Here is a 21,610-nt window from a genome sequence, read left to right as displayed (position 1 = left end):
CGGGGTTCTTCAGTTGGGGGTGACGATGGTTCCGGCGCGGCCCTCGGCGGCCGCGAGGATGCTGCCGAGGTCGGTGATGACGCCGCGGCGACCCGAGCTGGCGACGAAGCGGCACACCGCGTCGACCTTCGGGCCCATGGAGCCGCCGGCGAAGTGGCCGTCGGCGGCGTACTTCCGCATCTGGTCGAGGCTGACCTGACCGATGTCGGCGGCCTCGGGGGTGCCGAAGCCGAGCACGGCGTGCGCGACGTCGGTGGCGATGACGAGGAGGTCGACCTCGATCGCCTGGGCGAGCAGGGCGGCACCCAGGTCCTTGTCGATGACCGCCTCGACGCCGGCCAGGCTGCCGTCGGTGTTGCGGACGGTCGGGATGCCGCCACCGCCGTTGGCGATGACGACGAAGCCGGCCTCGACGAGGGCAACCGCGGCGGGGGCGTCGAGGACCTCGAGCGGCTCGGGCGAGGCGACCATCCGCCGCCAGCCGCGCTCGCCGCGGTCCTCCCACGTCTCGCCGTGCTCGATCATGGTGCGCGCCTCGTCGGCGGACAGGTAGCGACCGACCGGCTTGCTCGGCTTCGCGAACGCCGGGTCGGCGGCGTCGACCCGGGTGCGGGTGACCAGGGCGGCCGTGGGCCGGGTCAGGCCCCGGGCGGCGAGCGCGCCGTCGAGGGCGTTCATCAAGATGTCGCCGAGGGTGCCCTGGGTCTGGGCACCGCACCAGTCGAGCGGCACGGGCGGGACCACGGTGGCGGCCAGCTCGTTCTTGACGAGCAGGTTGCCGACCTGCGGCCCGTTGCCGTGGGTGATGACGACGTCGACACCGGCCGCGACCAGGTCGGCCACGGCTTCCATCGCCTCGGTCGCGGCCGCGATCTGGTCCTCCGGACGGGCCTTGCCGTCGGGGGACGTCATCGCGTTGCCGCCGAGCGCCAGCAGGATCCTCATGCAGCGAACCTAGTGAGCCGGATCACCCTCGTTCATCGTGAGGAACAGCCAACTCCGGAGCAGAAGGCTGGCAACACCTGCCAGCGGTCCTCACGCCCCGGGATCGGCAGCGAGATCACGGGCCAGGACCTCGGCGACCGAGGCGGGCCGACGACCGAGCAGGGCGGCCAGCGGGACACCGCCGGTGGGCAGGCCGTGGTCGTCGTAGTAGTCGAACATCGCCTGCAGCCACGGGTGCACGTCGCTCCCGGCAGGCACCCGGCGGGCGGTCACACCCGCTGCTGCGGCCACGTCCGCGATCGAGACGAGGGCTGGCCCACCGAGCTCGTACGTCGCGCCGACGTGCGCCTCGCCGGTGAGCACGACCGCGGTCGCGGCGGCGACGTCGTGCAGGTCGACCATCCCGAACGGGGTGTCGACGGAGTACGGCACGTCGAGGGTGCCGGAGCGCAGGGCGGGCAGCAGGTTCTGCACGTAGGCGCAGGGCTGGATGATCGTCCAGGCCAGGCCGGAGCGGCGGACCAGGTCCTCCGAGACGGCCTTGCCCAGGTGGTGCGGCATGGCGGGGACGTAGGGCGAGGCCACCGAGTGGTAGCCCACCCGGCCGATGCCGACCTCGGTGGCGGCGGCGAGCACCGCGGCGACGTACGCCGGCTCGTCGGGGTGCAGGTTGGGGGCGATCACGTGCACGGCGTCCGCGCCGGCCAGGGCGGCCGGCAGGTCGTCGAACGCGGCCCGGCCCAGGGGGCGTGTCGCCACGCCCGCCTGGGCCAGGGCCGCGCCGACGGCGCGACCGGTCTTGCCGGATCCCCCGAGGATCGCGACCTTCATCGTCGGTTCCCGTGGTTCCTCAGAGCACGTCCACCGCGGCGGCGGTCGCGCCCCCGGCGAGTACGCCGTAGCCGGGGCCGCGGTCGAAGAACGCGTCGTCGGCTGCGGGCACCGGGCGGGAGGCCCGCTCGGCGGCGGTCGCGTCGGCGTCGTACCCGAGGGTGTCGTCGTCGAGCGAGCCGGTGAGGACCACGCCGTAGTCGTCGAGCGCTGACGCCGCGGAGACCTTGCGCCACACGACGTCGCGCACGACCAGCGCCGGGTCGCGGTCGAGCGGGTTGCCCCAGCCGCCGCCACCGGTGGTGCGGATCCGGATGGTCTCGCCGGTCACGACGGGCTCGGAGTCGGCGAGGGCGTCGACCTCGCGCTCGTTCGGGCCGCCCGGGTCGATGGTGACCTGGAACGGCTTGCCCGCCTTGCCGCCCTTGACGCCCCAGCAGGCGAGGATCGAGCGGTCGGCGATCGACATGAAGTTGGCGTCCTTGAGCATCCGGATGTGCTTCTCGTAGCCGAGGCCACCGCGGAACTGGCCGGCGCCGCCGGAGTCCATGGCGAGGCCGAGCGACTCGACCACGAACGGGAAGCGCGACTCGGTGAACTCCGTGGGGAGGTTCCGCGAGTCCGGTACGACGTGGATCGTGTCCTCGCCGTCGGCGTAGTAGCGACCGCCGGAGCCGCCGCCGAGCACCTCGCGCATGAGGTACGAGCGGCCGTCGAGGTCCTCGCCGTAGACGCCGGTGTAGCGGATCGTCTCCTGGTCGGCGGGCATCTTGCCGTCGACCGCCTTGGCGATGACGCCGGCGAGCACGCCGAGCAGGCGCAGGATGACGAACGTGCGCGCGTTGGTCGGTGCCGGGAAGACCGGCGTGAGCAGCGTGCCCGGCGGCGGGAACCGCATCTCGATCAGCGGCACCACGCCCTCGTTGACGTCGAGCTCGGCCATCCGCTCCGGCGTGTCGGCGAGGTTGCGCAGGATCGGCGCGAGCCACTTCTTGAGGAAGACGCCGTCGGAGTAGTCGCCGCAGTGGTTGATCGGGCCCTTGGCCTGCGGACCGGTTCCGTCGAAGTCGAGGATCAGCCGCTCGCCCTCGGGGTCGTCGGCAGCCGTGCGCGTCAGCGTGATCCGCTGGGTGTGCAGCTGCGGCTCGTCGACGCCGTCGTGCTCGGCGTAGTCCTCCCAGGTCCAGCTGCCGACGGGGATCTTGGAGAGGATCTCGCGGCGGTAGGTCTCGGTGGAGCGGTCGATGACGGCGTCGAAGCAGGCCTCGACGGTCTCGATGCCGTAGCGGTCGAACAGCTCGCCCAGGCGCCGTGCACCCATCAGGCACGCCGAGCACTCGGCGTCGAGGTCGGCGGCGAGCGACTCGGGCATCCGGGAGTTGCGGGTCATGATCCGCAGCGCGGCCTTGTTGGGCACGCCCGCGTCCCACAGCTTGATCGGGGGCACCGCGAGGCCCTCCTCGAACACGCTGGTGGCGTGCGAGGGCATCGAGCCGGGCACCGCGCCGCCGATGTCGTCGTGGTGCCCGAAGGCCTGGATGAAGCCGACGACGCGGCGCTCCCCATCCAGGCCGGCGAACACCGGGACGGTGACGCACAGGTCGGGAAGGTGGCCGATGCCGCCCTCGGAGAGGTAGACGTCGTTGTGGAAGAAGACGTCGCCCTCCTGCATCTCCTCGATCGGGAAGTCCCGGGCGACCGGGTGCACGAGCGCGGAGTAGGAGCGGCCGGTCAGCTTGCGCAGCAGCCGGTCGTGGATGCCGGCGCGGAAGTCGTGCGCGTCGCGGATCATCGGGCTGCGGCTGGTCCGCGCGATGGCGGTCTCGACCTCGTGCTCGACGGCGGCGAGCGAGCCCTGGACGATCTCGACGAGCACCGGGTCGGCGCTGCGGCCGGCGTCGGCGGTCAGGGTCCCGAACGGGAACTGGGTGGGCGCGCGGCGCGAGCCGGTGTGGGTGTCGTGCGCGTGGTCGGCCGGTGCGGCGCCGTTGTGGATGGTCTGGCAGCTCAGGCACATGTCAGCTCTCCTCCGAGCGCGTCACGATGATGTTGGCGTAGTCGTCGACCCGGGCGGTGAAGCCGGGGTGGATGGGCACGGTGGAGCCGAACTCCTCGATGATCACCGGGCCGGTGAGCACCTGGCCGGCGGGCAGGTCGGTGCGCCAGAAGACCGGCGTCTCGACGTACCCCGCCTCGGCGTCGAAGCAGATCGAGCGCGAGCCCGTCTGCTGCGGCGCCGGCTTCGCACCGTCGGCGCGCAGGATCTCGGGGCGCTTGATCGGGCCCACGCCGGAGACGCGCAGGTTGACGACCTCGACCTGCTGCGACGCGTCGCCGGAGAAGTCGTAGCCGTAGAGGACGCGGTGCTCGGCGTGGAAGCGCTCGGCGACCGTGGCCAGGGTGTCCTCGGTGACCGGCCCGTCCGGCACGCCGACGCGCACCTCGAAGGCCTGGCCGAAGTAGCGCACGTCGGCGGTCCGCACGAAGACGTGGTCGGCCTGCGCGAACCCCTCCTTGCTCAGCGCCTCGGCGGCGCGGGCGGTGAGGACGTCGTACTCCTGCTGCAGGTCGGCCGGGTCCAGGTTCTCCTGGAGCGCGACGTGGGTCTGCACGTAGTCGTTCTTGACGTCGACGGTGAGCAGGCCGAAGGCCGAGACGTTGCCGGGGTTCGGCGGGACCAGCACGGTCGGGACGTTGAGGATGTCCATCAGGCGGCACAGCAGCAGCGACCCCGAGCCACCGAAGGTGGTGAGGGTGAAGTCGCGGACGTCGAGGCCGCGCTTGACGGTCACCTGGCGCAGCGCGTTGGCCTGGTTCCACGCGGAGATCTCGAGGATCCCGGTGGCGCAGGCCTCGGCGGAGATGCCGAGCTTGCCGGCGAGCTGCTGGATCGCCGCGCTGGCGGCGTCGACGTCGAGCGGGATCTCGCCACCGAGCAGGTGGGGAGGGATCCGGCCGAGGAAGACGTGGGCGTCGGTGATGGTGACCTCGGAGCCGCCCTTGCGGTAGCAGATCGGGCCGGGGTCGGCGCCGGCCGAGTGCGGGCCGACCTTGAGGGTGCCCTCGGGCGAGAGCCAGGCGATCGAGCCGCCGCCCGCGCCGACGGTGACGACGTCGATCATCGGGATCTTGGAGGGGTACACGCCGACGCTGCCCTCGGTGGTCAGCGTCGGGTCGCCGTCGATGACGACCGAGACGTCGGTCGACGTACCGCCGCCGTCGGAGGTGAGCACCTTGTCGAAGCCCGCGACCTTGGCGATCAGCGCGGCACCGAGGGCGCCGGCGGCCGGGCCGGAGAGCACGGTGGTGATCGGCTGGTGGACGACCTCGTCGGCCGAGAGCACGCCGCCGTTGGACTTCATCACGTAGAACGGGACGGTCCGCCCGCTCTGCGCGGCGAGCCGGTCCTTGATGTTGTTGACGTAGCGGCTCAGCTTCGGCTTGACCGCGGCGTCGACCAGGGTGGTCATCGAGCGCTCGTACTCGCGGTACTCGCGCAGCACCTCGCTGGAGATCGAGACGACGGCGTCCGGGTGCTCCTCGGCGAGGATCTCGCGCATCCGCTCCTCGTGCGCCGGGTTGGCGTACGCGTGCAGGAAGCAGACGCCCAGGGTGTCGATGCCCTTGGCCTTGAACCAGCGGGCGACCTCGCGGGCCTTCGCCTCGTCGAACGCGCGGATCTCCGCACCGGTGAAGTCGAGCCGGCCGCCGACGCCCTTGACCAGGTCCCGGGGCACGATCCGGTCCGGCTTCACCCAGAAGTACGAGTTGCCGTAGCCGTCCGGCACCGACTGCCGGGCGATCTCGAGCATCGCCTCGTAGCCCTCGGTGGTGATGAACCCGAGCGCGTCCACCTTGCCCTCGAGCAGCTGGTTGGTCGCGACCGTGGTGCCGTGGCTGACGGCGACGACGTCGTCGAACTGCGCCCCCGCGATCCCCAGCACCTTGTCGATGCCCGCCAGGAACCCGTCGGCCGGGTTCCCCGGCGTGCTCGGGGTCTTGGTCGTGACGACCTCACCGCTGTCCTCGTCGAAGGCAACGACGTCGGTGAACGTGCCGCCCGTGTCGATGCCGATCCTGATCCGCCTCGCTGTCATGACTCACATTCAAGTGAGCCACGTCGCGCTGCACGACGGCATCTTCTGCCGATGGATCGGCTGATCGTGGGCAGATGTTGCACCCGGAGTGGGTGTCTGGCGGGGTGACAGTTTCACCGGCCGGCCGGTGAAACTGTCGCCTGGACGACAAAACTAGCGCTGGGACGAGGATGCTTCCTCGTCCCAGCGCGAGTTTCACCGGTCGGCCGGTGAATCTGACCCGACACCGACCAGGGCTCAGCGAGCAGCCAGCTCCTCGACGGCGAGCGCGACCTCGAGCAGCTGCAGGTCGGCGCCGTGCCGGGCGACCAGCTGGACCCCCACAGGCAGCCCCGACGAGGTGGTCCCGAAGGGCACCGAGATGGCGGGACAGCCCGTGACGGTGATGAAGTACGCCGACCGCATCCAGTCGAGGTAGGTCGCCATCGGCTTGCCGTTGATCTCGGTCGGGAACTCCTGCGTCGCCGGGAACGGCGGGACCTGGGAGACCGGGAGCACGAGGACGTCGTGGTCGCCGAAGAAGGCCCGCATCGTCTCCGACAGCGCGGTGCGTTGCGTGTAGGCCCGCGCGACGTCGGCGCCGGTGAGCGACTCCCCCGCACGGATGTTGTCGGCCAGCGACGGCTTGAAGTCGTCGGGGTGCTCGGCCAGCAGCGAGCCGAGCTTGGCCTGGAAGTGCCAGGCGCGCAGGGTCCGGAAGGTGTCCTCGGCGAGCGACAGGTCGGGGTACGCCGAGCCGACGGCCGCCCCGGCACCGGCGAGGGCACGGCCGGCGGCCTCGACGACGGCGGCCACCTCGTGGTCGACCTCGAGCGCGCCGCCGAGGTCCACGCTGAGCGCGACCTTCAGCCCGGCCAGCGATGCGGCGGCCGGGTCCGCGAAGGAGGCGCCCGGCGTCCCCAGCGCCTGCGGGGCCCGCGGGTCCGGGCCGGCCATGACCGACAGCAGCAGTGCGAGGTCGCGCACGTTGCGGGCCATCGGACCACCGACCGACGTGGTCTCCCACTGGTTGTAGAGCGGCCACTCGGGCACCCGGCCCAGGCTCGGCCGCATCCCGACCACGCCGCAGAACGACGCGGGGTTGCGCAGCGAGCCGCCCATGTCGGAGCCGTCGGCGAGCGGGACCATGCCGGCGGCGAGCGCACAGGCCGCTCCCCCGCTGGACCCGCCCGCCGAGCGGGTGGGGTCGACCGGGTTCAGGGTCGTGCCGAAGACCTTGTTGAAGGTGTGCGACCCGGCCGCGAACTCCGGCACGTTGGTCTTGCCGATCGTGAAGGCCCCCGCGGCGCGCACCCGCTCGACGATCAGCTCGTCGCGCTCCGGCACGTTGTCGGCCATCACCGTGGAGCCGTACGTCGTGCGCCAGCCTCCCACTGCGTGCGTGTCCTTGAACGCGAACGGCAGGCCGTGCAGCGCTCCCACCTCGGCGCCCGAGGCGAGCACCTCGTCAGCGGCCAGCGCCCCCTCACGTGCTCGCGACTCGTCGAGCGAGACGATCGCGTTCAGCTCGGGGTTGCGCTCGGCGATGCGGTCGAGGTGGAGGTCGAGGAGCTCGCGCGCCGAGATCTCGCGACGCCGTACGGCGGCCGCCTGGTCCCGTGCGGTCGAGTCGACCGAGATCATCGGGGTCCCCACGACGTTGTTCGGGAGAGCGAAGCGGAGGAGAGGAGCTTCGTGGGGTGATTCATCGCCGACGGCCCAGCAGCCCGCCCACGATGACGCCGGCGAGCACGAGGCCACCGCCGACGGCCACGCCCATGAGGAACGACTCCCCGCCCACCGAGGGGACCGACGAGACCTTGGCCGGGGCCGCGAAGACCTGCGCCCCCTCGGCCGACACGGTCTCGACCGGAGCGCCGCCGGCAGCCGCGGTCGGCAGCCCGTTGGCGATCACCTTCTCCACGTTGCCGAAGAACTCGGCGGCCATCCGGCGCGAGACGCTGGTCAGCATCCGCTGGCCGACGCCGCCGATCATGCCGCCGACGACTGCGTCGGCGTCGTACGACAGGACGGTCTGGCCGCCGTCGTCCTTGAAGCTCACCAGCACGGTCGCGTCGATGGTGCCGGGTGCGCCGGCGCCCTTCAGCTTCATGGTCAGCCCGTCACCGGCCCGCAGGTCCTCGAGCAGGCAGGAGCCCGAGTAGGTCCCCTTGATCGCGGCGACACCGGCGCTGACCGTCATGGCGTAGGCGTTCTCGCCCGTGGCCTCGAGCTGCTCGCAGCCGGGGATGGTCGCGACCAGGACCCGCGGGTCGAGGATCGCGTCCCAGACCTTCTCGACGGGGGCGGCGATGGTGTTCTGACCGGAGATCTTCACTTCGACTCCTCAGCGTGGGGGGCGTGGGCCAGGCGGAGCGCGAACAGCTCCGACGGCGAGATGGGCATGGCGGTGATGGGCAGCCGCTCGGCGTCCTCGATGGCGGCGGCGAAGGCAGCGGACCCGGGGATCACGCCGGCCTCCCCGGCACCCTTGATGCCGAGCGGGTTGAGCGGAGACGGGGTCTCCAGGTGGTCGATCTCGATGCTGGTCGGCACCTCGGTGACGTACGGCATCAGGAAGTCCATGAAGGACGCGTTGAGCAGCTGGCCGGACTCGTCGTACGCCATCCGCTCGTAGAGCGCGCCACCGACGCCCTGCGCGACGCCGCCGTGGATCTGGCCCTCGACGATCATCGGGTTGATCAGGTGGCCGCAGTCGTGGACCACGGCGTACTTGAGGATCCGGATCTCCGCGGTCTCGACGTCGGTCTCGACGATCACGGCGTGCATGCCGGAGGCGAAGGTCGAGCGCGGCGGCGAGTAGAAGTCCTTGCCCTCCAGGCCCGGCTCGTCGTCCTCGGCCACCGGCGGCTTCGTCGGGTCGCCGACGTTGAACTGGGTGGCCGCCTTGGACGCCTCGTCGAACGCGTAGCGCAGCGGGTTGGACAGCACGGCGATCGTTCCCAGCGGGATGGACGAGTCGGTGCCCTTGACGCTCACCACGCCGTCGACGATCTCGAGGTCGTCGACGTCGGCCTCGAGCGCGTCGGCCGCGATCCGCAGGGCCTTCTCCTTCGCGCGCTTCGCGGCGAGGTGGATGGCCGAGCCGCTCATCACCGCCGCACGCGAAGCGAAGGTGCCCACGGCGTACGGCATCCGGCGGGTGTCGCCGGTGGTGATCTCGACGTCCTCGAAACGCACGCCGAGCTCGTCGGCGACGATCTGTGCGAACGCGGTCTGGTGGCCCTGGCCCTGCGAGGTCAGGCCGGTGGCGACCTTGACCTTGCCCGAGGTCTCGATGTGCACGTGCGCGCCCTCGTAGGGGCCGACGCCGGTGCCCTCGACGTAGCAGGCCAGGCCGAGGCCGACCCGCTTGCCCTCCGCGGCCTTCGCCGAGCGGAAGTCCTCGAAGTGGTCCCAGTCGACGAGCTCCTTGATCTTGTCGAGCATCGCCGGGTAGTCGCCGGAGTCGTACTTCAGCTCGCGACCGTCCTGGAAGATCAGGCCCTGGTCGTAGGGGAACTCGTCGGGCTGGATGAAGTTCGCGGCCCGTACGTCGGCCCGGTCGAGACCCAGCTCGGCGGCGATCGCGTCCATCGTCCGCTCCATCACGAAGCAGCCCTGCGGCCGCCCGGCCCCGCGGTACGGCGTGACGATCACCGTGTTCGTGTAGAGCGAGTCGAACTGCACGTGGTAGGCGCCCGGCTTGTAGGGCCCGAGCAGCTGCGTGGAGGTGATGATCGGGACGATCAGCCCGTACGGCGTGTAGGCGCCGTGGTCGTGCCAGAACCGGACGTCCAGGCCGAGCACGCGGCCCTCGTCGTCGAAGCCGACCTCGACGTGGTGCTCCTGGGCACGCTCGTGGGCCGAGGAGATGAAGTGCTCGCGGCGGTCCTCGGTGAACTTCACGGCCCGGCCGAGCCTCTGCGCGGCCAGCGGGACGAGCAGCTCCTCGGGCCACGGGTGCACGATCTTGACGCCGAAGCCGCCGCCCACGTCGGGCGTGATGACGTCGACCTGGCCGAGGTCGAGACCGAGCTTGGCCGCGACCGCGGCACGCACGCCGGTGGAGGTCTGCGTCGAGGTCCACACCTGCAGCCGGTTCTGGTCGGGGTCCCAGCGCGCGACGGTGCCGCGCCCCTCCATCGGCATGCAGGCGCTGCGCTCGATCTTCAGGTCGAGGGAGAGCGTGTGGGGCGCCGCCGCGATGGCCGCGGCGGCGTCGCCGTTGGACTGCTCCATCCGCGCCGCCACGTTGCCGGGCACGTCGTCGTGGACCAGGTTCGCTGCCGAGCGGGCGGCCTCGATGCCGACCACGGCGGGCAGCAGCTCGTACTCGACGACGATCTGCGCGAGGGCGTCCTCGGCGACGTAGCGGTCCTCGGCGACGACCAGGGCGATCGCCTCGCCGACGTAGTTGACCTCGTCCTTGGCCAGCGCGTACTGCGTGCGTCCGTGGGTCAGCGTCGGGTGCGGGATGAGCAGCGGCAGCGGGTCCGCCATCGCGCCCTCGAGGTCCTCGTGGGTCCACACGGCGTGCACGCCGTCGATGTCGAGGACGGCGTCGACGTCGATCGACACGATCCGCGCGTGGGCGTGGGGGCTGCGGAGCACGGCGGCGTGCAGGGCGTCGGGGGCCACGTCGTCGACGTAGCGTCCCGTGCCGCGCACCAACCGGTCGTCCTCGACGCGCTGGACCTTCGCGCCCATCATCTTGGTCGTCACGCGGCACCGTCCTCGCCGGAGCGGGCCAGCTCGGCGGCGCGGCACACCGCCTTGACGATGTTCTGGTAGCCCGTGCAGCGGCACAGGTTGCCGGCGACCATGTCGCGTGCCTCGTCCTCGGTCGGGTCGGGGTTCTCGGCGATGCCGGCGGTGATCGTGGTCAGGAAGCCGGGCGTGCAGAAGCCGCATTGCAGGCCGTGGCACTCGCGGAACGCCTGCTGCACCGGGCCGAGCTCGCCGTCGGGCCGGGCCAGGCCCTCCACGGTGGTGATCTCGTGCCCGGCCGCGGAGACCGCGAACATCAGGCAGCTGCGCATCGGCTGGCCGTCGACCAGGACGGTGCACGCGCCGCACACGCCGTGCTCGCAGCCGACGTGGGTGCCGGTCAGGCCGAGGTCGTGGCGCAGCGCGTCGGACAGCAGCCGCCGGGCGGGCACGGCCGCCTCGTGCTCGACGCCGTTGACGTGGAGCCGGATCTGGTGGGTCTGCTCGGTCACGAGCGTGCCTCCCGTGCGTTCTCGTGGGCGGCGGTCACGACCCGCGCGGTCAGCACCCGGGCGAGGTGCGCGCGGTAGTCGGCCGTCGCGTGGATGTCGGTCTCCGGCTCGAGCTGCTCCAGCGCCACCTCGGCGGCGGCAGCCAGCGACGCGTCGCTGATCGAGCCGTCGAGGGCATCGGTCAGGTCGACCACGGTCGGGATGTCGGAGACGGAGAGGTAGCCGGCCCTGGCCGACACCACCCGGTCGCCGTCGACGGTGACGACGGCCGCGACACCGCACATGGCGTAGTCGCCGTGCCGGCGGGCGATCTCCTCGAACGCAACCCCGGTGTGCTTGGCCAGCGCCGGGAAGAACGCCTCGACCGCGATCTCGTCGTGGTGGAGGCTGGACTCGAGCGGGCCGACGTAGAGCTCGGCGACGGGGATCGTACGACGCCCGCCGGGGCCGACGACGTCGAGCGAGCCGTCCAGCAGCCGCAGCACCATCGGCATCTCGGCCGCCGCGTCCGCGTGGACCAGCGAGCCCACGGTGGTGCCGCGGTTGCGGATCGTCGCGTGCGCGACGTTGGCCAGCGCGAGCGGGACCAACGGCTGCACCCGGGCGACGTCGGGATCACGGAGGACCGCGGCGTGCCGGGCGAGGGCGCCGATCCGGACGCCGTCGGCGCTGACCCGGACGTGGTCCAGGTCGGGCAGGTCGTTGATGTCGACCAGCACCGCCGGTGCGGCCAGCCGCATCGAGAGGAGGGGGACGAGGCTCTGTCCTCCGGCGAGGACCTTGGCCTCCGGGTGCCCGGCCAGGGCCTGAAGGGCTTCCTCCAGGGTCCCCGGCCGGGCGTAGTCGAAGGGTGCGGGCTTCACAGCCTCTTGGTCACCTCTCCCGAAGTGGCGTCGACGGAGCGTCCCTTCACGAGGTGGAAGAAGACGATGACGAGGATGGTGCCCAGGGCGATGCCACCGAGCTCGAAGTCGTCGGTGATCTTGAGCGTCACGCCGCCGATGCCGGCGATCAGGCCGCCGGCGAGGCCGACCATGTTGACCGGGTTGCCGAAGTCGACGTTGTTCTCGACCCAGATCTTGGCGCCGACCAGGCCGATCATGCCGTAGAGCACGACGGTGATGCCGCCGAGGACACCGCCCGGGGTGGCGTTGACGATCGCGCCGAACTTCGGGCACAGGCCGAGCAGGATCGCGACGACGCCGGCGACGTAGTAGGCCGCGGTGGAGTAGACCTTGGTCGCACCCATGACGCCGATGTTCTCGGCGTACGTCGTGGTCGGCGATCCGCCGAAGACGCTGGCGAACGCGGTGGCGGCGCCGTCGGCGGCGATCGCGCGGCCCATGTACGGGTCGAGGTTGTCGCCGGTCATCTCGGCGACGGCCTTCACGTGGCCGGTGTTCTCGGCGATGAGGGCGATGACGCCGGGCAGGACGAGCAGGATGAAGGTCATCGAGAAGCTCGGGCCGTGGACGACCGAGACGCCGTCGGCGAGCTTGCCGCTCGGGAAGCCGATCCAGTCGGCAGCCTTCACGCCGGCCCAGGAGACGCGGTCGTGCTCGACGGCCTGGCCACCCGACACGGGCGTCACGGAGGTGATCGCGCCGAAGATCTTGTCGGCGAGCACGGAGGCGACGTAGCCGAACACGAGGGCCAGGAACACCGCGATCCGCGACCAGAAGCCCGGCAGCAGCACGGCGGCACAGACCATGAACGCCGCGGTGGCGAGCGCGATCCACTGGTCCTGCGGCCAGTAGATGCCGGCCACGACGGGCGCCAGGTTGAAGCCGATCAGCATGACGACCGCACCGGTGACGGCGGGCGGCAGGATCTTGTGGATCAGGCCGGCGCCGGCGAAGTGGACGGCGACTCCGATCGCGGCGAGCACCAGGCCGGCGACCAGGATCGCGCCGGTGACGTCGGCCGAGTCACCACCCTGCGCACGGATGGCGGCCACACCGGCGACGAAGGACGCGCTGGTGCCGAGGTAGCTCGGCACCTTGTTGTTGCAGATCAGCAGGAAGCCGATCGTGCACAGACCCGAGAACATGATGGCGAGGTTCGGGTCGAGGCCCATCACGATCGGGAACACGAACGTCGCGCCGAACATGGCGACGACGTGCTGTGCTCCCAGGCCTACGGTCCGACCCCACGGAAGTCGCTGGTTCGGCGCGACCGGCTGGCCCGGCGCGGGATCCACGACCTCCCACTTGAACATCGACATGCTGAGTCCTCCTGAATCTGGGGCTGTGCTCACTGGTCCCGCTAGGGGCTCCCGAGACTCACCAACCTATTGAGGGCCAGATCACACCTCACTGGCCACATTCGCCAAAGGATCCCGGGGAACTGCTGGCGGAAGTTGCCCGCGATTCCCGACCGGTTCACACCGCCGTCATCACGACGTCCGCGGCAGTCACCGGCTGACGACCTCGAGCACCTTCAGCGCGACGGCGACGTCGAGACGCAGGTTCTGGTCCGACGCGACCGGCCCGAGCATCCGCTCGAGCTTCCCGACCCGGTAGCGCATCGTGTTGTAGTGGAAGAACTGCGTGCGCGCGGCCTCGGCCACGTTGAAGTTGGTGTTGAGCAGGACCTGCAGCGTCTCGCGCAGGGTGACCGCCTCCTCGGAGGAGCCGGCCAGCTCACCGAGCACGTCGTGCGCGAAGGCCCGCAGCTCCTCGGTGTCGGGCACCATCGCGATCAGCCGGTGCAGGCCGAGGTCGTCGAACCAGGTGGTCGTGCTCGGTCCCCGGAACCTCCTGCCGACCTCGAGCGCGCGGCGCGCCTGGGTGTAGCTGTCCGGCAGCCCGGACGGGCTCGACGTCACGCGGCCGACCCCGGCGGTGAACGGACGGCGCCCGCCGCCCTTGTCACCGGCGACGGCGACGACCAGCCGTCGTACGAGCGCGGCCGTGGCCTCGGCGTCCTCGGCCGGCAGCACCGCCACCACCTCGGAGCCGAAGTCGGCGATCGGGATGGCGCGGTCGACGGAGGCGGCGACCTGGCGCCAGGCGTTGGCGAAGCGCTCCTGCCAGTGGCGGCGGTCCTCGGCCGAGGCCGGGGCCTGGTACGTCGGCTGCGGGTCGATCTGCGCGGCGAGCACGACGCTCGGGCGGCTCAGGTCCCAGCCGAAGCCGACGACGTGCTCGCGGACGAAGTCGTCGGTGCCGGCGCGGCCGAGGAACACGTCGCGCAGGAAGTCACCGCGGTACTTGTTCTCCACCGCGGACACCGCCTGCTCGCGGGTGATCCACAGCGACACGGCCGTCGCCGCGCGCTGCAGCGCGACGACCTGCTGGGGCACCATCCCGTGCTCGGCCACCGCGACCAGGTGGCCGAGGGCCTGGTTGGGCGCGGCCAGCGGCTCGCGGTGCACGTGGGCGCCGGCCACCGGCTGGCCCTCGTGGCCGCCCCGGTCCCCCAGCCACTCGACCCGCAGCCGGCCGGTCTCGTCGGTCAGCCCGGCCGCGGAGATCCGCTCGCGCATGGCGTCGTCGATGCGCGCCGCGCGCTCGCGGCCGTCCGTGGTCGTGACCGCGACGTGCACGTCGAGGGCGTCGCCGATCGCGGCGACCAGCTCACCGAGGTCGGCCCCGGCCAGCACGAGCTGGGCGAGCGCCTCGGCCAGCTCCTCCGTGTCCATGACGCCATCGTGCGGGATGCCGCCCCCGCCGGTGGCTATCAACTCTTGCCCGACTTCTGCCCGGACGTTGGCAATGCTCACCATTCGATGCACCTTACCCAGCCGTTAGCGTCCCAGAAGTGCGAAGGGTGGATTCAGCGGTCGGTGGTGCCGGTTCACCGGCGCTGCGTGCCCTGCTCGCGGAGCCACCGGTGAGCGGCGTGGTCGTGCACGCCGGGCGCCAGGCGGTGTACGCCGACCTCGGCGGCGCGGCCGGCGGTGTCGTCGGCGGTGTCGTCGGCGGTGTCGTCGGCGGTGTCGTCGGCGGTGTCGTCGGCGTCGTCGGTGTGCTCGCCCGGGGCGCGGTGCACGTTCCCTGCGGCGTGCTGACCACGCTCGCCGAGCTGCCCGAGGTCGCCGTGGGCGACCCGGTCGTCGTGGGCGACGGCCTGCTGCGGGTCGGGCCGCTGGCGGTCGCGGTGACGCGCCTGGTCTCCTTCGCGGTCCCGCGGCTCGCTTCCTCCCTCCCCCCACTCGCTGCCGACCTGTCCCCCGCCCGCGACCAGCTGCCGGCCGACGCCCTCGACCTGCTCGCCGCCGGCGACCCGGCCGCCGTCCCCGCCCTGGTGGGCCGCGGCGACGGGCTCACCCCGGTCGGCGACGACGTGCTGGCCGGCTGGCTGGTCGCCGCCCGGGCGGCCGGGCGCGACACCTCCGCGCTCGCCGGGGCGGTCGAGGCGCACCTCCCCCGCACCACCGGCCTGTCCGCCGCACTGCTGCGCCACGCGGTCGCCGGCGAGGCGATCGCGCCCTTCCGCGCGGTCCTCGCCACGGGCGAGGCCGCCGCGGTCGCCGTACTGCTGGCCGTCGGCCACACCTCGGGCGCCGGGATGCTCCTCGGCGCCCACCTCGCACTTCCCGTTTCCCCCATCCATGAAGCCCTTGAAGGGAGCACTCGATGACCATCGAGCACGTCGAGATCCGGCCCGGTGCGTACGCCGACAGCGTCGCGCTGCTGCAGGTGAGCCGGGACGTCGCCGCCACCCCCGGTGTCGCCGCCGCCCAGGTGGCGATGGCCACCGAGCTGAACGTGGAGGTGCTCCAGGGCATGGGCTTCACGCTGCCTGCCACCAGCACCAACGACATGGTCGTGGCGCTGCGGCTCGACGACGAGTCGGCGCTCGCTGCCGCGCTCGCCGCCGTCGACGCCGCCCTGGCCGCGGCCCGGAAGGGCTCGCCGGGCGGCGAGGTCACCGAGCCGCCACGCACCACCGCCTCCGCGCTGCGCCGGGCGGGCGGCGACCTGGCGCTGGTGTCGGTCCCCGGCGCCTCGGCCCTGGTCGAGGCGATGGACGCCCTCGACGCCGGCGTCGACGTGATGATCTTCAGCGACAACGTGCCGGTCGAGCAGGAGCTCGCGATGAAGCGGCTCGCGCGCGACCGCGGCCTGCTCGTGATGGGCCCGGACTGCGGCACGGCGGTCGTCGGCGGCGTCGGCCTCGGCTTCGCCAACACCGTCACGCCGGGGCAGGTCGGCATCGTCGCCGCGTCCGGCACCGGCTGCCAGCAGGTCCTGGCGCTGCTCGACGCCGCGGGTGTCGGCGTCGCCGCCGCGCTCGGTGTCGGTGGGCGCGACCTGTCCGCCGCCATCGGCGGCATCTCCACCCGGACCGCGCTGGACCGCCTCGACGCCGACCCCTCGGTCGGCCACGTCGTCGTCGTGTCCAAGCCCCCGGCCGCCGAGGTGGCCGCCGCCGTCGAGAAGTACGCCGCCGACCTCGGCACGCCGGTGCGCTTCGCGCTGCTCGGCGCGGGCCAGCCCGACCTGACCACGCAGACCGAGGCGCTGCTGGGCGACCTCGGCGTCGCCGTGCCCGAGTGGCCGGTGTGGGGCACCCCCGCCGCCCCCGCCCCCGACGGCGGCACCGCGCTGCGCGGCCTGTTCGTCGGCGGCACCCTGTGCGACGAGGCGATGCTGCTCGCCGCGGCCGAGCTCGGCGGCATCCGCAGCAACATCCCGCTCTCGCCGGAGCTCGCGCTCGACGCGAGCCTGGTCGCCGACGGCCACGTGATGATCGACTTCGGCGACGACGGCCTCACCCGCGGCCGGGCGCACCCGATGATCGACCCCACGCTGCGCCTCGAGCACCTCGCCAAGGTGGCCGCCGACCCCGACACCGCCGTCATCTTGATGGACGTCGTGCTCGGTCACGGCGCCCAGGACGACCCCGCCGCCGAGCTCGCCCCGGCGATCGCCGCTGCCCGCGCGGTGCGCGAGGTGCCCGTCGTCGTCGCCTGCGTCGGGACGTCGACCGACCCGCAGGGCCTCACCCGTCAGGCCGAGGCGCTCGCCGCCGCCGGCGCCGAGGTCCACCTGTCCAACGCCGCGGCCACCCGCCGCGCGATCGCCCTCGTGAACGGAGCCGCCCGATGACCGCCCGAACCGTCAGCCTGCCCAGCACCGCTCCCACCGCCGTCGCCGCGGTCGGCGCCGACATGTTCGCCACCGCCGTGGCCAACCAGGCCGTGCCGGTCGAGCGGGTCGAGTGGAAGCCGCCGATGGACGGCACCGCCGACGACCTCGCGACCGTGGCCGCCGACCCGCTGCGCCGCGACGCCAACGCCCTCGCGGTCTCCCGGATGCTCGACGTGCAGGCCATGCTCGTCGGCGTCGCGCCGGCCTCCGAGCTGCTCGGCCTCGAGAAGGGCCAGTTCCTGCACGCCGGTCCGCCGATCGAGTGGGCGCGCGCGTCCGGCCCGCTGCGCGGTGCGCTGATGGGCGCGGCCGCCTTCGAGGGCCTGGTCGAGGACCCGGAGGACGCCGAGGCGCTGTTCGCCTCGGGTGCGAACGTGTCCCTCGAGCCGTGCCACCACCGCAGCGCGGTCGGCCCGATGGCCGGCGTGGTCTCGCCGTCGATGTGGATGTTCGTCCTCGAGGACCCGGCCACGGGGCGTCGTACCTACTGCTCGCTGAACGAGGGACTCGGCAAGGTGCTGCGCTACGGCGCCTACGGCCCCGAGGTGCTGGAGCGGCTGCGCTGGATGCGCGACGTGCTCGGCCCGCTGCTCGGCGAGGCCGTCTCCGCCGCGGGTCCGGTCGACGCGACCGCGATCCTCGGCCAGATGCTGCAGATGGGCGACGAGGCGCACAACCGCAACCGCGCCGGGACCCTGATGCTGCTGCGCGACATCGCGCCGTCGATGGTCCGCTCCTCGCGGTCCTCGGAGGAGGTCGCCGAGGCGTTCGCGTTCATGGGCGGCAACGACCACTTCTTCCTCAACGTCGCGATGCCGGCCTGCAAGCTCGCGCTCGACGCCGCGCGCGACGTGCCCGGCTCGACGATGGTCGTCGCGATGGCCCGCAACGGCACGGACTTCGGCATCCAGGTCTCCGGCACCGGCGACCAGTGGTTCACCGGACCGGCGCAGCTCGCCGACGGCCTGTTCCTCGGCGACTACGGCCCGGACGACGCCAACCCCGACATCGGCGACTCGGCCATCACCGAGACCGCCGGCATCGGGGGATTCGCCATGGCCGCCGCGCCCGCCATCGTGCGGTTCGTCGGCGGCACCGTGCCCGACGCGCTGGCCACCAGCCGCCGGATGCGGGAGATCACGATCGGCGAGAACAACCGCTGGCCGATCCCGGTCCTCGACTTCGCCGGTGCCGCCACCGGCATCGACGTCACCTCGGTGTGCCGGACCGGCATCCTGCCGCAGATCAACACCGGCATGGCCGGCAAGGTCGCCGGCGTCGGCCAGGTCGGCGCCGGCCTGGTCACCCCGCCCGCGTCGATCTTCCCCGCTGCGCTGGCCGAGCTCGCCCGGCGCACCCGGGCGCGCGGCTGATCAGCTCACGCGGTCGATGACCAGCGGCCGGGGCGTGAACGGCGTCCCGGCCGCTGCCACCTCGTAGCCACCCTCCAGCGAGGCGAGCGCCCGCTCGAAGCGCTCGGGCGTGTCGGTGTGCAGGGTGAACAGCGCCTCCCCTGCGCGCACCACGTCACCGGGACGGGCGTGCCACACGACACCGGCTCCGGCCTGCACCGGGTCCTCCTTGCGCTCGCGGCCCGCACCCAGCCGCCAGGCGGCCACACCGACCGCCAGGGCGTCGAGGCGGGTGAGCACGCCGTCGGCGGGCGCCACGACGACGTGCTGCTCGCGCGCCACCGGCAGCTCGGCGTCGGGATCGCCACCCTGGGCCTGGATCATGCGGCGCCAGGCGTCCATCGCGGAGCCGTCGGCCAGCTTGTCGGCGGGATCGATGTCGTCGCGGCCGGCACCGGCGAGCATCTCGCGGGCCAGGGCGAGGGTCAGCTCGACGACGTCGGCCGGTCCCCCGCCGGCGAGCACCTCGACCGACTCGGCGACCTCGATGGCGTTGCCGGCGGTGAACCCGAGCGGCACCGACATGTCGGTGAGCAGGGCGACGGTGTGGACGCCGGCGTCCTTGCCGAGCGCGACCATCACCTCGGCGAGCTCGCGTGCCTTGTCGACGTCCTTCATGAACGCCCCGGAGCCGACCTTGACGTCCAGCACCAGCGCACCGGTGCCCTCGGCGATCTTCTTGCTCATGATCGAGGAGGCGATGAGCGGGATCGCCTCGACGGTGCCGGTGACGTCGCGCAGGGCGTAGAGCTTCTTGTCGGCGGGCGCGAGGCCGTCGCCGGCCGCGCAGATCACCGCGCCGACCGACTCGAGCTGCGCCAGCATCTCCTCGTTGGAGAGCAGCGCGCGCCAGCCGGGGATCGACTCCAGCTTGTCGAGGGTGCCGCCGGTGTGGCCCAGGCCCCGCCCCGACAACTGGGGCACGGCGACCCCGCACGCCGCGACCAGCGGCGCCAGCGGCAGCGTGATCTTGTCGCCCACGCCGCCCGTGGAGTGCTTGTCGGCCGTGGGCCGCGACAGGGAGGAGAAGTCCATCCGCTCGCCGGAGGCGATCATCGCCGCGGTCCAGTCGGCGATCTCTCGACGGTCCATGCCGTTGAGGAGGATCGCCATCAGCAGCGAGGACATCTGCTCGTCGGCGACGGCGGCGCGGGTGTAGGCGTCGACCATCCAGTCGATCTGGCTGGTGGTCAGGGTGCCCCCGTCGCGCTTGGCGTGGATGACCTCGACGGCGTCGTGCTTGCTCACGAGGCGTTTGTACCAGTCGTGTCCATGCCGGTGACCCGTTCGAGGTCGGCCGGACCGAACGCCTGCGGCAGCACGGCGTCCATCGACAGCACGCCCTGCGGGGTCAGCACCTCGAGCGCGGCACCGCCGTTCTCCCACAGCAGCTGGCGGCAGCGGCCGCACGGCATGATCACGTCGCCGGCGCCGCGCGGATCGAGGGCGATGCACACGAAATGGGTCAGCCGGCCCCCGCCGGTGGCGTGCAGCTGTGACACGAGCCCGCACTCGGCGCACAGCGTGACGCCGTACGCCGCGTTCTCGACGTTGCAGCCGACCACCAGGCGACCGTCGTCGGCGAGCGCGGCCGCGCCCACCCGGTAGCCGGAGTACGGCGCGTAGGCCCGTGCGGCGATGTCGTTCGCCGCCTGCGTGAGGCTGTCCCAGTCGACCACCCGGCCAAGGTAGACGATCGCGAGGATCTTGCGCACGGGCAGGTTTCGACGGGAAATGTCCCAAGTTGGTAACCGTTTCGACGAATGCGCTTCCCGCAATCGCGTCCTTGGGTGAGGATGCACCCGGAGTACCAGAACCACTATCTGCCCTGCCACGTGGAGCCGGGCGTCGATCTGGAGGACATCTGTGAAGACCTGGAAGAGGACGACGGCCGCCGCGGCCGTGGCGCTCATGGCGAGCGCGGCCCTGGCCGCGTGTGGCGACGCTCCCGACGAGGACAAGAAGGGCTCGGCCAAGAGCGACTTCCTCCCCTGCATCGTCTCGGACGCGGGCGGCTTCGACGACAAGTCGTTCAACCAGCTCAGCTACGAGGGCCTCAAGGAGGCCGCCAAGGAGCTCGGCACCGACTACAAGGACGTCCAGTCGAAGACCGACCAGGACTACGCGCCGAACCTCGAGAACCTCGTCGGCCAGGGCTGCGACCTGATCGTGACCGTCGGCTTCGCGCTGTCCGCCGCGACCGTCGAGTCGGCGAAGGCCAATCCCGACATCGAGTACGTCCTGATCGACGACGCCGCCGACAACGACTTCGACGGCAACAAGGACGCCGACAACATCAAGCCGATCCTGTACGACACCGCGCAGGCCGCGTTCCTCGCCGGCTACGCCGCGGCGGACTACACCAAGACCGGCACCGTCGGCACCTACGGTGGCCAGCCCTTCCCGACCGTCACCATCTTCATGGACGGCTTCAAGCAGGGCGTCGACTACTACAACAAGGAGAAGGGCAAGGACGTCAAGCTCATCGGCTGGGAGGGCAACGACAAGGGCGTCTTCACCGGTGGCTTCGACGCCAACGAGAAGGCGACCAACACCGCCAAGTCGATCCTCGACAAGAACGCCGACGTGATCCTGCCGGTCGGTGGCCCGATCTACCAGGGCGCGCTCACCGCGATCAAGGACTCCGGCAAGGACGTCGCGCTGATCGGCGTCGACGCGGACTTCTACGAGACCGACCCCAACACGCAGTCGCTGGTCCTCACCTCGATCCTGAAGAACATGAAGACCTCGACCATCGAGACCGTCGTTGCCGCCGGCAAGGGCGACTTCGACCCCGAGGCCTACGTCGGGACGCTCGAGAACGACGGTGTCGGCCTCGCGCCGTTCCACAACTTCGAGTCCAAGGTCAACCCCTCGCTCCAGGGCGAGCTCGACAAGGTCAAGCAGGGCATCATCGACGGCAGCATCCCGGTGACGTCGTACCTCGACAAGTGACGACGGCTCACCTGCGCTGACGCAGGGTCCGGGGGAGGTCGGCAACGACCTCCCCCGGACGCATTCCGCGC

The 21,610-nt window shown here is 72.0% G+C and carries 17 protein-coding genes; 4 read left to right on the top strand and 13 right to left on the bottom strand.

All coding sequences use genetic code 11. The features are described from left to right. Nucleotides 1–9: 9 nt before the first annotated feature. The 11 genes from BJ958_RS26150 to BJ958_RS26100 form a co-directional block, all read right to left on the bottom strand. Nucleotides 10–945, bottom strand: coding sequence for a carbamate kinase (locus tag BJ958_RS26150; protein ID WP_179729681.1), 936 nt, complete (start codon nucleotides 943–945; stop codon nucleotides 10–12). A gap of 90 nt (nucleotides 946–1,035) precedes the next feature. After that, nucleotides 1,036–1,776: an SDR family oxidoreductase gene (locus BJ958_RS26145; protein WP_179729680.1), complete on the bottom strand. Its 741-nt coding sequence runs from the start codon at nucleotides 1,774–1,776 to the stop codon at nucleotides 1,036–1,038. Between the two features lie 19 nt (nucleotides 1,777–1,795). Next, nucleotides 1,796–3,793 carry a hydantoinase B/oxoprolinase family protein gene (locus tag BJ958_RS26140; protein ID WP_179729679.1) on the bottom strand — a complete coding sequence of 666 codons (1,998 nt, stop codon included), beginning with the start codon at nucleotides 3,791–3,793 and terminating at the stop codon, nucleotides 1,796–1,798. Nucleotide 3,794: 1 nt separating this feature from the next. After that, on the bottom strand, nucleotides 3,795–5,873 hold the full coding sequence (locus BJ958_RS26135; protein WP_179729678.1) for a hydantoinase/oxoprolinase family protein: 2,079 nt from the start codon (nucleotides 5,871–5,873) through the stop codon (nucleotides 3,795–3,797). Between the two features lie 237 nt (nucleotides 5,874–6,110). After that, entirely contained in the window at nucleotides 6,111–7,496 is a 1,386-nt protein-coding gene (locus tag BJ958_RS26130; RefSeq protein WP_179729677.1) for an amidase, read from the bottom strand. A gap of 61 nt (nucleotides 7,497–7,557) precedes the next feature. Beyond that, complete coding sequence (locus BJ958_RS26125) at nucleotides 7,558–8,190, bottom strand: SRPBCC domain-containing protein (RefSeq protein ID WP_179729676.1); 633 nt, start codon at nucleotides 8,188–8,190, stop codon at nucleotides 7,558–7,560. Then, nucleotides 8,187–10,577, bottom strand: a complete 2,391-nt coding sequence (gene cutA, locus BJ958_RS26120; protein WP_179729675.1) for an aerobic carbon-monoxide dehydrogenase large subunit — start codon at nucleotides 10,575–10,577, stop codon at nucleotides 8,187–8,189. Before cutA ends, BJ958_RS26125 begins: the two co-directional genes overlap by 4 nt. Further along, nucleotides 10,574–11,074: a 2Fe-2S iron-sulfur cluster-binding protein gene (locus tag BJ958_RS26115; protein ID WP_179729674.1), complete on the bottom strand. Its 501-nt coding sequence runs from the start codon at nucleotides 11,072–11,074 to the stop codon at nucleotides 10,574–10,576. Before BJ958_RS26115 ends, cutA begins: the two co-directional genes overlap by 4 nt. After that, the gene (locus BJ958_RS26110) at nucleotides 11,071–11,937 is read right to left on the bottom strand and encodes an FAD binding domain-containing protein (protein WP_179729673.1); all 867 of its coding nucleotides are present in this window, start codon (nucleotides 11,935–11,937) and stop codon (nucleotides 11,071–11,073) included. Before BJ958_RS26110 ends, BJ958_RS26115 begins: the two co-directional genes overlap by 4 nt. Next, nucleotides 11,934–13,298 carry a uracil-xanthine permease family protein gene (locus tag BJ958_RS26105; protein WP_218865977.1) on the bottom strand — a complete coding sequence of 455 codons (1,365 nt, stop codon included), beginning with the start codon at nucleotides 13,296–13,298 and terminating at the stop codon, nucleotides 11,934–11,936. The genes BJ958_RS26110 and BJ958_RS26105 overlap by 4 nt, the downstream gene beginning before the upstream one ends. Before the next feature lie 189 nt (nucleotides 13,299–13,487). Continuing rightward, entirely contained in the window at nucleotides 13,488–14,717 is a 1,230-nt protein-coding gene (locus BJ958_RS26100; protein WP_179729672.1) for a PucR family transcriptional regulator, read from the bottom strand. A 191-nt stretch (nucleotides 14,718–14,908) separates the two neighbouring features. On the opposite strand from BJ958_RS26100, the gene BJ958_RS29265 reads away from it, so the two are divergent. The 3 genes from BJ958_RS29265 to BJ958_RS26085 are packed head-to-tail and all read left to right on the top strand — an operon-like array spanning nucleotide 14,909 to nucleotide 18,545. Next, complete coding sequence (locus BJ958_RS29265; protein WP_179729671.1) at nucleotides 14,909–15,658, top strand: oxamate carbamoyltransferase subunit AllH family protein; 750 nt, start codon at nucleotides 14,909–14,911, stop codon at nucleotides 15,656–15,658. After that, nucleotides 15,655–17,130, top strand: coding sequence for an AllF/FdrA family protein (locus BJ958_RS26090; protein WP_179729670.1), 1,476 nt, complete (start codon nucleotides 15,655–15,657; stop codon nucleotides 17,128–17,130). The genes BJ958_RS29265 and BJ958_RS26090 overlap by 4 nt, the downstream gene beginning before the upstream one ends. After that, the gene (locus tag BJ958_RS26085; protein ID WP_179729669.1) at nucleotides 17,127–18,545 is read left to right on the top strand and encodes a YlbE family protein; all 1,419 of its coding nucleotides are present in this window, start codon (nucleotides 17,127–17,129) and stop codon (nucleotides 18,543–18,545) included. The genes BJ958_RS26090 and BJ958_RS26085 overlap by 4 nt, the downstream gene beginning before the upstream one ends. Here the strand turns inward: BJ958_RS26085 and BJ958_RS26080 are convergent, their stop codons facing one another. Then, nucleotides 18,546–19,832, bottom strand: coding sequence for a thymidine phosphorylase (locus tag BJ958_RS26080; protein ID WP_179729668.1), 1,287 nt, complete (start codon nucleotides 19,830–19,832; stop codon nucleotides 18,546–18,548). It abuts the gene before it with no gap. Then, nucleotides 19,829–20,290, bottom strand: a complete 462-nt coding sequence (locus tag BJ958_RS28290; RefSeq protein ID WP_379146101.1) for a cytidine deaminase — start codon at nucleotides 20,288–20,290, stop codon at nucleotides 19,829–19,831. The genes BJ958_RS26080 and BJ958_RS28290 overlap by 4 nt, the downstream gene beginning before the upstream one ends. A 160-nt stretch (nucleotides 20,291–20,450) precedes the next feature. On the opposite strand from BJ958_RS28290, the gene BJ958_RS26070 reads away from it, so the two are divergent. Next, nucleotides 20,451–21,539, top strand: coding sequence for a BMP family ABC transporter substrate-binding protein (locus BJ958_RS26070; protein WP_273520239.1), 1,089 nt, complete (start codon nucleotides 20,451–20,453; stop codon nucleotides 21,537–21,539). Nucleotides 21,540–21,610 lie beyond the last annotated feature (71 nt).

Origin of the sequence: Nocardioides kongjuensis (genome assembly GCF_013409625.1) — a bacterium.
Taxonomy (GTDB): domain Bacteria; phylum Actinomycetota; class Actinomycetes; order Propionibacteriales; family Nocardioidaceae; genus Nocardioides; species Nocardioides kongjuensis.
Note: the sequence above shows the minus strand (reverse complement) of the source record. Positions and strands in the feature narration are given on the sequence as shown.